The sequence below is a fragment of the Prevotella sp. tf2-5 genome, from assembly GCF_900115435.1.
Classification (GTDB): domain Bacteria; phylum Bacteroidota; class Bacteroidia; order Bacteroidales; family Bacteroidaceae; genus Prevotella.
This window is the reverse complement of record NZ_FOWK01000005.1, coordinates 219,423-231,728: the sequence shown is the minus strand read 5'-3', so window position 1 is coordinate 231,728 and position 12,306 is coordinate 219,423. Positions and strand designations below refer to the sequence as shown.

At 46.1% G+C, this 12,306-nt stretch carries 10 protein-coding genes and 1 tRNA gene; 6 read left to right on the top strand and 5 right to left on the bottom strand.

The genetic code is table 11. The annotated features are described in order from the left end of the window. Positions 1–108 precede the first annotated feature (108 nt). Positions 109–1,602: a cysteine--tRNA ligase gene (gene cysS / locus BM257_RS07460; protein WP_092070478.1), complete on the top strand. Its 1,494-nt coding sequence runs from the start codon at positions 109–111 to the stop codon at positions 1,600–1,602. A gap of 32 nt (positions 1,603–1,634) precedes the next feature. Here the strand turns inward: cysS and BM257_RS07455 are convergent, their stop codons facing one another. From BM257_RS07455 to rnr, 3 genes are read right to left on the bottom strand one after another with little or no spacing between them, the layout of a single operon-like run. After that, entirely contained in the window at positions 1,635–2,462 is an 828-nt protein-coding gene (locus BM257_RS07455; protein WP_092070476.1) for a C1 family peptidase, read from the bottom strand. Between the two features lie 25 nt (positions 2,463–2,487). Then, on the bottom strand, positions 2,488–3,732 hold the full coding sequence (locus BM257_RS07450; protein WP_092070473.1) for a glycoside hydrolase family 28 protein: 1,245 nt from the start codon (positions 3,730–3,732) through the stop codon (positions 2,488–2,490). A gap of 12 nt (positions 3,733–3,744) precedes the next feature. Next, entirely contained in the window at positions 3,745–5,919 is a 2,175-nt protein-coding gene (gene rnr, locus BM257_RS07445) for a ribonuclease R (RefSeq protein WP_092070470.1), read from the bottom strand. A 169-nt stretch (positions 5,920–6,088) separates the two neighbouring features. On the opposite strand from rnr, the gene BM257_RS07440 reads away from it, so the two are divergent. The 4 genes from BM257_RS07440 to BM257_RS07425 all read left to right on the top strand — a co-directional run bounded on the left by BM257_RS07440 (position 6,089) and on the right by BM257_RS07425 (position 9,208). Further along, complete coding sequence (locus tag BM257_RS07440; protein ID WP_092070467.1) at positions 6,089–7,084, top strand: NAD-dependent epimerase/dehydratase family protein; 996 nt, start codon at positions 6,089–6,091, stop codon at positions 7,082–7,084. After that, on the top strand, positions 7,057–8,037 hold the full coding sequence (locus BM257_RS07435; RefSeq protein ID WP_255405627.1) for a phosphatase PAP2 family protein: 981 nt from the start codon (positions 7,057–7,059) through the stop codon (positions 8,035–8,037). Before BM257_RS07440 ends, BM257_RS07435 begins: the two co-directional genes overlap by 28 nt. Positions 8,038–8,324: 287 nt before the next feature. Beyond that, positions 8,325–8,792: a transcription elongation factor GreA gene (gene greA / locus BM257_RS07430; RefSeq protein WP_092070464.1), complete on the top strand. Its 468-nt coding sequence runs from the start codon at positions 8,325–8,327 to the stop codon at positions 8,790–8,792. Between the two features lie 26 nt (positions 8,793–8,818). Next, positions 8,819–9,208 carry an HIT family protein gene (locus BM257_RS07425; RefSeq protein WP_092070462.1) on the top strand — a complete coding sequence of 130 codons (390 nt, stop codon included), beginning with the start codon at positions 8,819–8,821 and terminating at the stop codon, positions 9,206–9,208. A gap of 35 nt (positions 9,209–9,243) precedes the next feature. Here the strand turns inward: BM257_RS07425 and BM257_RS07420 are convergent, their stop codons facing one another. Beyond that, positions 9,244–10,350, bottom strand: coding sequence for a mannose-1-phosphate guanylyltransferase (locus tag BM257_RS07420; RefSeq protein WP_092070459.1), 1,107 nt, complete (start codon positions 10,348–10,350; stop codon positions 9,244–9,246). A 153-nt stretch (positions 10,351–10,503) separates the two neighbouring features. Here BM257_RS07420 and BM257_RS07415 point away from each other — a divergent pair. Continuing rightward, positions 10,504–10,585 (top strand) — tRNA-Leu (locus tag BM257_RS07415). Positions 10,586–10,640: 55 nt separating this feature from the next. On the opposite strand, the gene BM257_RS07410 is transcribed toward BM257_RS07415, so the two are convergent. Beyond that, complete coding sequence (locus tag BM257_RS07410) at positions 10,641–12,275, bottom strand: glycoside hydrolase family 43 protein (protein WP_092070456.1); 1,635 nt, start codon at positions 12,273–12,275, stop codon at positions 10,641–10,643. Positions 12,276–12,306: the final 31 nt, after the last annotated feature.

Sequence of the window (12,306 nt, the reverse complement as noted above, 5' to 3'; positions counted from 1 at the left end):
TTTCTAAATTATTTCATAATTTGGTTGCAAAGGTACTAATAAAATAAGAATTAAGAATTAAGAATTAAGAATTATTTTGTACCTTTGCACCGATTTAATGAAAATAGTATGGAATCGAAATTAGTTATTTACAATACACTGACTCGACAGAAAGAGCGTTTCGAGCCTATCAACGCACCTCATGTGGGTATGTATGTTTGTGGTCCTACCGTCTATGGTGACCCCCATCTGGGACATGCCCGTCCTGCCATTACCTTCGACTTGGTGTTCCGTTATCTGAAGCACTTGGGCTATAAGGTGCGTTATGTCCGTAATATCACGGATGTAGGACATCTGGAGCATGACGCTGACGAGGGTGAGGACAAGATTGCCAAGAAGGCACGACTGGAGCAGTTGGAGCCGATGGAGATAGCCCAGTACTATACCAACCGTTACCATCAGTATATGGACGCGCTAAACGTGCTGCGCCCCTCTATCGAGCCTCATGCCACCGGGCACATCATCGAACAGCAGCAGTTGGTTCAGCAGATTCTCGACAACGGCTTTGCCTATGAGTCGAACGGCTCTGTCTATTTCGATATCGAGGCTTACAACAAGAAATTCAAATACGGAATCTTGAGCGGTCGATCACTGGAGAACATCAAGGACGAGAGCCGTGAGCTGGCAGGTGTTGGCGAGAAGCGCAACCAAGCCGATTTCGCCCTGTGGAAGAAAGCTCAGCCGGAACATATCATGCGCTGGCCCTCACCTTGGAGCGACGGATTCCCCGGTTGGCATTGCGAATGCACAGCCATGGGACGTAAGTATCTAGGTGAGATGTTCGACATCCACGGAGGCGGCATGGACCTGGTGTTCCCACACCATGAGTGTGAGATAGCACAGGCGCAGGCCTCGATGGGCCATCCTGCTGTGAAGTACTGGATGCACAATAACATGCTGACCATCAACGGTCAAAAAATGGGTAAGTCATATAATAACTTCATCACCCTGGAGCAGTTCTTTACGGGTAATCACCCACTGCTGGAGAAAGCCTATTCACCCATGACCATCCGTTTCTTCGTGCTCTCAGCCCACTATCGCGGAACCGTCGACTTCTCCAACGAGGCATTACAGGCTGCCGAGAAGGGTTACGAGAAACTGATGAACGCTATCAGCGACCTGGAGAGGATAACTCCCTCAGAGAACTCAGAGAACTCGGAGATATCCGAGATCGTCAAAAAACTGCGCGAGAAGTGCTACGACGCCATGAACGACGACTTTGCCACACCTCTGGTGCTGAGCTATCTCTTCGAGGCTTGCACCGTCATCAATAAACTTGTTGACCACAAGGCTACCATCTGTGCCGATTGTCTGAAGGAACTCTCAGAGACCATGCGTCTCTTCGCTTTCGATATCCTGGGACTCAAAGAGGAGAAAGGAAATGGTAGTGATGCCCGTGAGGAAGCTTTCGGAAAAGTAGTGGACATGGTGCTCGACCTGCGTGCCAAGGCAAAGGCCAACAAAGACTGGGCTACCAGCGACCAGATTCGCGATGCCCTCGCTGCTGCCGGCTTCGAAGTCAAGGACACCAAGGACGGAGTCACTTGGAAACTGAACAAATAAGCATATATCCTGAAACTTGAGACCAGAGAAGCCTATGGAATTCCGTAGGCTTCTTTCGTCATAAAGACCGCCACCGTCTTGTCTCTTAAGTATTCCGCAGACATATACATCAACCCATTGTAAGCATTATGGGTGCCCCATGAGTTCTTCATCGTAAAGAACAGGCGATGCTGTGGGTCACGGGCGATTCCTACAATCGCCATACAGTGGTTGTCGGTGGGAGCAGAATGGTTGTGACGGTCGGCAATCCCTTCCTCGAACGAGAAACCTCGCTCATGCGTATCTCCTTCCCAGCATACGGCATGACGGTTGCGGATGGCTCGCTCGACATGCGCCAGCAATGAGTCCTTGGGGATATTCAAAAAGGAATTATGCTCCCAGTTGTCCGGCAGGTCGAGTACCACTTCCTTGTAATAGGGATAGTTCTCGTTGCTTGTCAAGGCAATATACTCGTCAGGGGCACAGACACTATGTGCAAACTCCAACGGAGTATAACGGGCTCCTAACATAAAGACCCAGCGAGGAGCTGGTAAATGGTGGTAGGAGGTGTCGGGATAGGCATCGTAGCTGACAATACCGTGTCTCCTGATGATATTCAGCAGGGTAGCGCCCATGCCTCGTAGTTGTTTTCTTTTAACTACCCTCTCGATATAGAAAGGGGAGAGATGCACAGAGTCACCTCGTGCGATATGCTCCGTCTCTATGGTGGAGAGCATGGCGTATGCCCAGCAGAGGTTCGTTTGTCCTTGGTCCTTGACAGGTGTCATGGGCAGTAGTACCTCATCGGTAAATACCACCTTCGGGGCTTTTTGGCATGTCACAAGGCAAACGGTCAAAAGAAATAATGCGAGTCTCTTCATTTGGCGATAAAGTTACAAGTAATAGTTAGTATACCTGTCTTCCTTCTAACCAGAAATCGGTGAGCTTGTATTTGTCCGATGGTTCTACGTCCAGCATGACAGGTGTCTCTACCTGTATGTTCCGCATCACGATATGGTTACATTGGGAGAGGGGCATATCATCCCTCTTCTCTGGTTTATAAAACTGTGTCCATGGATGAACGAACAGGAATCTGCCACCATGTCCTGTGATATTCTCCACAGTGATATACTCATAATGCTGGGGCGTGTCAGGACGCATCTTCAACCATAGCACACGGTCGGCATTAGTCGTCTTGCACCTGCGAAGAATGATATTCCGATTATGGAGGGATTCTGAGCCTAATGTCAGACAGCCATGTACCCGTCCATAGGTGCACTCCTCTATCAGTATCCTTTGGTTATCACCATTCGTAGCGTCCATGTCTGCCCAGGTGCCTTTGCCGCCTTTCAGTACCACGGCATCGTCGTTGACATGCATATAACAACCTCTGACCACCACATCCGTACAAGCGTCAATGTCAATGGCATCCGAACTTGGAGCCCCCTTGGCGGCATCTTGTTCCCATATCCCCTCTGTAGGCGCATAGATATAGCAGTCTATAAAACGTATATGATGACTCTTATATACATGATTGGTCCAGAAAGGAGAATTGACTAGGTGTACATCCTGTATCGTGACATGCTTTGAGTTCGCGATATAGGTCAGTCGTGGACGTTGACTGTCTTTATTTGTACATGCTGGGTTCCACTGTCTCCGAAGCCAGAAATCCTGCCAGTACCGGAGACCGTTGCCATCAATAGTACCATGTCCTGTAATCGTAAAGCCATCTACCTCATAGGCATTGACCAATGCAGGGAAATACTTACATGTTTCCCCTTCGATACGAGTCAGCATGACGGGGAAGTCTGCTATACGGTCACTGCCTTTCAGTCGCCCTATGACATGCAGATGGGTCCCTTGTGGGAAAAAGAGTGCTCCAGAAAGAAAGGTTCCTTCTGGTATGACTACGACACCTCCTCCTTTGTCAGCACAAAGGTCGATGACGTGTTGTATCAAAGTTGTCTGTACCAGCGTACTATCTGTTGACACCCCATAGTCAGTGATGACATACTGTCTTCCTAACTGAGCCACGTCCACCTTCCCGCTTTGTAGGAACCAGTCATCCATCCTACTACCGTCAGGCCAATTGTCTGCTTCTGCCCCCATGGTGGCAAGTAACAGTCCAATCATTATTCCTATCGTTCTCATAAATGTGTGTCCTCAATCCTCAGCCAACGAGAAGTCGAGTTGGCGTTTCTCGATATTGGCTCTGGCGACTTTGATGCGGATAGAATCACCCAATTGGTATTTGTGGTGGTGGCGGCGACCTATCAGGCAGTAGTTCTTCTCGTCAAACTCATAGTAATCATCGTCTAGGTCACGCATCGGTACCATACCCTCACAGTGGTTCTCGTCAATCTCACAATAGATACCGTACGACTGGATACCGCTGATATGGGCATCATAAGTCTCTCCCACCTTATCTACCATAAACTCTACCATTTTGTATTTGATAGAATCGCGTTCTGCCTGTTGTGCCACTAACTCCATATCGGAACAGTGCTCACATAACTCTTCGTATTTATCCTGATTAGCACTACGGGCACCATCCTGATATTTGGTCAACAGACGGTGTACCATGGTGTCAGGATAACGACGGATAGGGGAGGTGAAATGGGTGTAGTAATCGAAGGCAAGTCCATAGTGACCAATGTTATGGGTTGAGTATTTCGCCTTCATCATGGCACGCAGTGCTACGGTCTCAATGAGTTTCTGTTCCTTCTTTCCCTGACAACCGTCCATCAGTGCGTTGAGACTCTTGGAGATAGCTCCCTTCGTACCTGAAGTCTTCATCTTATATCCGAATTTCACCACAAACTCACGCAATGTCTCCAGTTTGGTAGGATCAGGTTGGTCATGGATACGGTAAGGCAGCGTCTTTGCCTTGGTGCCTTTCTTCACCTTACCCACACTCTCTGCGACAAACTTATTGGCGAGCAGCATGAACTCCTCAATGAGTTGGGTAGCATCTGTCGACTTCTTGAAATAAGCACGAACAGGTTTGCCGTCCTTGTCGATATCGAAATGTAACTCCTCACGGTCAAACTTCACAGCTCCTCCCTTAAAACGCTTCTCACGCAGTTTCTTGGCAAGACGGTCGAGGGTGCATAACTCATTAGTATAGGGGTCATCAGATATCGTCTTCTTACCTCTTACCTCTGACTTCTGACTTTCTAAAATATCCTGCACCTCCTCATAGGCATAGCGTCGATTACTCTTAATCACGGTATGGGCGATATGTCCTTTCTTGATGTTTGCCTCTTCATCGAGGGTTACGATGACGGAGTAGGTCAGTTTCTCTTCATCGGGGCGCAGAGAACAAATAAAGTTACACAGACGCTCTGGTAACATCGGGATAGTACGGTCGACGAGGTAGATACTTGTGGCACGCTTCACCGCCTCTTTGTCGATGATACTACCTTCTTTGACATAATGAGATACATCGGCGATATGTATACCAACCTCCCAGAGCCCTTTGCCTGCCGGACGGATGCTCAATGCGTCGTCGAAATCCTTGGCGTCCTTTGGGTCGATGGTACAGGTGAAGACATCACGGAAATCTTCCCTGCGTTTGATTTCTTGTTCGGTAATACCTGGCTCTATCTTCTCAGCAGCATCTTCGACATTCTTCGGATATTTATAAGGTAGTCCGTATTGGGCAAGAATAGCATGCATCTCTACATTATTGTCACCTTCCTTTCCTAAGACATCTATGACCTCGCCCACGATATTCTTCGACTCCTTCGAGGGCCACTGGGTGATTTTTACTACAGCCTTATCACCCGTCTTGCCACCTTTTAATTTCTTTTTGGGTATGAGGATGTCATGTACGAAGATATTTCCTTCTGTGACGAGGAAGGCAAAGTCTTTCTCCACTTGTAGCTTCCCAACCGCCTGATCCATCTTATGCGACAGGATCTCTACCACCATCGCTTCCTTGATATGGTTCTGTCGTCGAGCCATCATGGTCACCTTCACCCGGTCTCCATTAAGAGCAAACATTGAGTTACGCTCTGAGATGAAGATGGGTTTACCACCATCGTCAGGTTGGAATGAGTTCTTGCCGTTAGCCTTACGGATAAATGTTCCTTCCTGTACTTGTGTTTTCAAGTTCAGGCGAAACGAGTTATCAGAGGTCTTGGTAAGATAGTCGTCCCATGTCATCTCGTCCATCGTGTCGATAGCAAGCATCTTGGCGGGATGTGTATCTAGCTTCAGGGCACGGAAAATCTGTTTGAACGAATAAATCTCGTTAGGATGTTCTTGGAAGAAGGTCTGTAATAATTCCACCATCTGTCTCTTCGTGACTCTCTTTCCACCTTTCTTTTTACTCATAGTATCTATTGTTTTGGTTTCTTTGTGGCAAATATACAAATAAATTAATAAAAATGTGTACCTTTGCTCATAAAAAATAAGCGAAGGTACTCACATTCAACAAAAAAGAAGATAATTCTTTGTTTTTGTATTCATTTAATCGTACCTTTGCATGCAAAATATTCATAAAATGAAGATACTTATCACTGGTGCAAGTGGATTTATAGGCTCTTTTATCGTGGAGGAAGCACTAAAAAGGGGTTTTGAGACATGGGCGGCAATTCGCAAATCCAGCTCGAAAGCTTTCCTGCAGGATGAGCGTATCCACTTCATCGAACTGGATTTCTCGTCACAAGAGCGGTTAGAGGCACAATTGAATGGGTATGAGTTCGATTATGTGGTGCATGCCGCAGGAGCTACGAAATGTCTGCATATAGAGGATTTCTTCCGGATCAATACAGAGGGAACTAGGTTTTTCGTACAAGCACTGATAGCTACACAGAAAGGATTGAAGCGTTTCGTATATATCAGTAGCCTTAGTATTATGGGTGCGATTCGTGAGCAACAGCCCTATGATGAGATTCGTGAGAGTGATGAGGCTAAGCCGAATACTGCCTATGGGAAGAGTAAATTAGAGGCAGAGAAGTTCTTGGACACCCTCCACTCACCTTTCCCCTACATCATCCTCCGTCCCACAGGAGTCTATGGTCCTCGTGAACGAGATTATTTCCTGCAGATACAAAGTATCAAGAATCATATGGACTTTGCTGTGGGCTTCCAGTGTCAGGACATCACCTTTGTCTATGTCACTGATGTGGTACAGGCCATCTTCCTCGCCTTAGAGAAAGGGGAGATAGGGCGGAAATATTTCCTCTCTGACGGTGAGGTCTACCAGTCAGCGACCTTCAGCGATCTGGTCCATAAAGAGTTAGGAAAACCTTGGTGGATCCGCGTGACGGCTCCCATCTGGCTGTTACGTATCATCACCAGCGTTGGCGACTGGTGGGGTAAGAAAACAGGTAAGATGTCGGTATTGAATAATGATAAGTTTAATATTCTCCGTCAGCGTAACTGGCGTTGCGATATCCAACCAGCTCGTCAGGAACTGAGTTATGATCCGAAAGTCAAACTTGCAGAGGGTGTTCGGCGCAGCATCCAATGGTACAAAGAAAATCACTGGCTATGACATCCTCTTCTCTCCACACTCCTTCCTCCACCAAATCCCTCTGGGCAGTCGAGATATTCATCTTCGTCTATATCGCCTATACCATCTTGTTGATGGCTTGTTTCTGGGATAGGCAGGTGCATCCTATACAGATGTTGGTGATGCGTCTGGAAGTGGTTCTCCTCATTATTGCGATGTGGATGCTCTATTGTTGGAGACCATGCAAACTGACACGTCTCTTACGAGTGTTGGCGTTAATGATTACGTTGTCGTGGTTTTATCCCGATACCTATGAGGTCAACCGTGTCCTTCCCAATCTCGACCATCTCTTTGCAGGATGGGAGCAACAATTGTTTGGCTGTCAGCCAGCCTTGTTGTTCTCACAGGTATGTCCTTGGGGCTGGTTCTCCGAGTTGATGTGTTTAGGCTATGTCAGTTATTTCCCCTTGATGGTCACCATCTTGTTTTATTATTTTTTCCGTCGCTATAAGGAATTCGGGATGGCTTCTTATGTGTTGATATCATCTTTTTTTGTCTATTACAGCATCTTTGTCATTCTTCCTGTCACGGGTCCGCAATTCTATTATTTAGCAGTAGGTACAGACAAGATAGCAGCAGGAATATTCCCCAATCTGACGGATTGGTTCCTGACACATAGTGAGCGGATGGCATCACCAGGATGGAGTGACGGATTATTCCATCATCTGTTGGATATCACCCATGATGCTGGTGAACGTCCTACAGCAGCCTTCCCCAGCAGTCATGTGGGGGTGACCACTGTGATCATGCTTTTGGCAGCCCACACTCGTAGTAAGGGACTCTTCTTCTCTATGCTTCCTTTCTTTATATTGATGTGTTTTTCCACCGTCTATATCTATGCACATTATGTTATTGACGCCATTGCGGGATTTTTGACGGGTATCGTTATCTATGTGGTACTTCGCTTAAGGGCAAAAAAAATGGAACTCCGCTGAGTTCCTAAAAATCTTTGTTAACCTTAAATCTAATACTATGAAAAACACGATGCAAAGATACGAACATTCTGAAAATCTGCAAGTTCTGAAAGGGATTTTTTCCTGTGCCCGCACACTTTCTTGATATAAATCAACTCCAAAGAAGGATTTTCCACGAAAAAATTTGGTTGATTGCAAATAAATACCTATCTTTGCAGTCGAAAACAAAACATATTAATCGCTAGGGATTTCGACAACAACAGCGTCGGAATTCTTTATTTTTTTGAACATTTAAAAATTAGATAAGTATGGCTTATATGTCACAAGAAGGCTACGATAAGTTGGTGGCCGAACTGCACCGCCTGGAAGCGGTGGAACGTCCTAAGGCTTCTGCAGCCATTGCAGAGGCACGCGAGAAGGGCGACTTGAGTGAGAATAGTGAGTATGACGCTGCGAAAGAGGCTCAGGCTCATTTAGAGGATAAGATCAACCAGTTGAAGGTGACAATTTCAGAGGCGAAAATTGTGGATACCTCTCGACTGAGTACTGACTCTGTGCAGATTCTTACGAAGGTGGAGATGACAAATCTCACTACGAAGTCGAAGATGTCATACACTATCGTCAGCGAGAATGAAGCAGATCTGCGTGCTGGTAAGATTTCTATCAAGACTCCTATTGCACAAGGCTTGCTGGGAAAGAAAGTAGGTGATGAGGTGGAGATACAGATTCCTCGTGGCATCATCAAGCTTCGTATTGACAATATTTCTATTGCATAATATAGAGCTAAATAAATCAAATAAAGATGGATATTTTTTCTAAAATCGCAGCGGGCGAGATTCCTAGTTATAAATGTGCGGAGAACGATGAGTTCTACGCTTTTCTGGATATCAACCCGTTGGTAAAGGGGCAAACATTGGTAATTCCCCGTCGTGAGATAGACTATTTCTTTGATATGGATGATGATGAGTTGGCACGTTATCAGCAGTTTGCCAAGCGTGTCGCTATCGCTATCAAGAAAGCTTTTCCCTGTCGTAAAGTGGCACAGGTCGTACTAGGCTTGGAGGTAGCACATGCCCATATACACCTGATCCCAATGCAGAGTGAGGCGGATGCAGATTTCCGCAAGGAGAAACTGAAACTCTCTGAAGAGGAATTCAAGGAAATAGCTGCTAAAATACAAAAGGCATTTTGATCTGACCTTCTTAACTCCCCCTGTTTAGGGGGAGTCTACACATACTCATCCCCATATTTGATTTGCACCTCATTCACATATTTGCGGACGAGCGCAGAGGAATCACCTTTCTTGCAAATCAACAGAACATTCTCGTTCTCTGCGACGATATATCCGTCGAGTCCGTTAATAACACCTAGTCTGCCCTTTGGCAATTTGATGACGTTGTTATGCGAATCCTCAATCATCACCTCTGAGTCAACGATGACGTTATCACCTTCTCCTCTGCTTAGGTATTCGTATAGAGCATGCCATGTCCCCAGGTCTGCCCATCCGAAGTCACAGTTCATGACACACACATTTTCCCCATGTTCCAGTACTCCCTGGTCAATGGACAGGTTGGGATAGGAGGGATAAATCTCATAGACAAATGCCATTTCTTCCTCAATAGTGATATCCGTCCGACTGTTGTCAAAACGATTCAGTACTTCTGGGAACAGCTGGCGGAAACATAAGTTCAAATATTGGGCATTAGACAGGATGATACCTGTGTTCCAAAGAAATTCTCCGCTATTCATAAACATTAGTGCGAAGTCACGTTCTGGTTTTTCAACAAATGACTTCACAGTACAGATTTTAGCAACCTTCGCTCGTTCGGGTTGGATGAAATCACCCTTTTGGATATAGCCATAGCCAGGCTCCGGACGCGATGGCTGTACCCCTAGTACCAACAGGTTGTCATGTCGCGAGACAAAATAGAAAGACTCTTCAAGATTCTGATAGAAAGCCTCTTCGTTTAGAACCAGTTGATCACTGGGGGTGACAATGATGTTTGCCTGCGGGTTTCTTCGACATACCCTCATCGTTGCCCATGCTACACTTGGTGCTGTACCACGGTTAACAGGTTCAATCATCAGATTTTCCTCATGCAAAGCAGGCAGTTGTTCTCTGACGATAGGAGCATACTCTTTATTAGTACATATAAAGACATTCTCCTTGGGTAGTATTTTGATGAAACGGTCGAAAGTCTGTTGAAGTTGTGTACGACCGACTCCAAAAAAGTCGATAAATTGCTTGGGCTTCTCGTTGCGGCTACAGGGCCATAGGCGTTTCCCTTTTCCTCCGGCTAGGATGATACAATAATTTTCCTTGTCAATTTTCATAAGAATTAGATGGTGTTTGCATATGATGCTACGAAGATACAAAAAATAAGAGGATGAACCAAGAAAAATCAGAAAAATAAAGAAAAATAAAATTTTTTTATTTCTCTTGGAGGGATTCTCAAGAATTATTTGTAACTTTGCACCCGCATTTGAGCCCAGATGGCGGAATCGGTAGACGCGCTGGTCTCAAACACCAGTGGGGCAACCCATCCCGGTTCGAGCCCGGGTCTGGGTACTAGGTTCAAAAGCAAGACCTTTGCAGATAGTATTTTGCAAAGGTCTTTTTATTTCTATGGTTTTCCTTTTTCATAGCAGAACTTATCAATGTCTATATAGCCTCCTGGTTTCTTCGTAGCATAGCAGAAAATGCCGAATTTCGTACCCATGAAAAAGCGTTGCCAATCGAAGCGTAACTGGTAGTCTGTTGTACCGATCTTCGTCCATTGTTCTCTATCCAGACTATAGTAGAAATTGGCGATATCCTTTCCGTGACCGTTGACAGGACGGAAATCGGCATCGATACGGAGATATAGAGTAGAAAGGGGGGAGGAGAGAGACACACTTTCTATGATTTTCTCTGTGACAGATGTCACTTCTTTGTCACGTTCTGTGAGTGCGACGGATAATTCCTGCATTTCCAGTATGAGTTTCTTCCCTTTTTTCTTAACCATCAAAGCACCAGTATCACTATTGAAAGCAGCAAGTCCCGCACAGTCGCCATCCTTCATCTTTGAGATATCTATGGCGATACTGCCACTGCAAGTAGGTCCCTCCATACGTTGAGTCAGGGTGTTAGGTGCAAGATAGAGATTCTTGACGATACGATTGGTCTTTAATCTGAGAAACCCAGGACGCTCTGTCAGTGACCATGCCGCATCGATGGGGTTATGATTCCATTGCCAATGGAGTCCGAGTCTGTCTGCAGTGAAACCGTCGCTTTTCACGATGGCAGTAGTAGGTTGACTGCTTCTCAGGGGGCGTATGGCGTCAGGTACTTTCCCGTTCTCGTCACCCAGCATCGGCCATCCATCAATCCAACGACAAGGCATAAGAGTCAGGACACGTCCTACTCCACCACGGTCTTGGAATATAATACCATACCAGTCGCCATCTTGGGTGTCCACAATCGTCCCCTGTGCCTCGTAAGAGAAGCCACCAAACTCACTCTCTAAAATGACTTGTTTCTCATATGGACCATGGATGTCGTCGGCTCGGTAGCAGACCTCACGACGATGCCTGCCAGGAGCATAGGTATGGGAAATCATCAAGAGGTAGTACTTGCCATTGTGCTTAATCATCCTGCTACCCTCTAACAGCCCTTTCTCATCCTCCTCACGTTGGAAGATCTGTTGGTGGGTGCCTTCGATGACATCCGACAGATCGGGTTTCAGTTCCATTAACTCTCCTGTGCCATAGATGACGTAGACTCGATTATCGTCATCAAAGAACAATGAGCAGTCGTGGAAATGGCGCATACGGGATACGATAGTCCAAGGCCCTTCTGCTTTTTCAGCAGAGAAGATATAAGTGTCACCCATTGTTCCTCGCTCGTTGGGAGCTAACAAAGCATAGAACTTTCCATGATGATACTTGAGGGAGGTTGCCCATTGTCCTCGACCATATACTGTTCCTTGCTGCAGATCGTATTTGGGTGAGTCCGTCAGTTTGTCGAAGATATAGCCGATCGTCTCCCAGTTCTTCAGGTCTTTTGAAGCCATGATAGGTGCCCCTGGCATCAGGTGCATCGTAGTAGACACCATATAGAAGGTGTCATCCACTCGTATGACATCTGGGTCGGGCACGTCAGCCCATAGCATCGGGTTCTGTATCTTCTCTTCGTGCAGGGTCGCATAATCATCTGCCTTCATCTCCAACAGAGTAGGGGTTAAGGTCAGGAGGGTCGCTAATAATAGTATTTTTTTCATAATTATATTTTATGGCAGGTTTATACAAAGG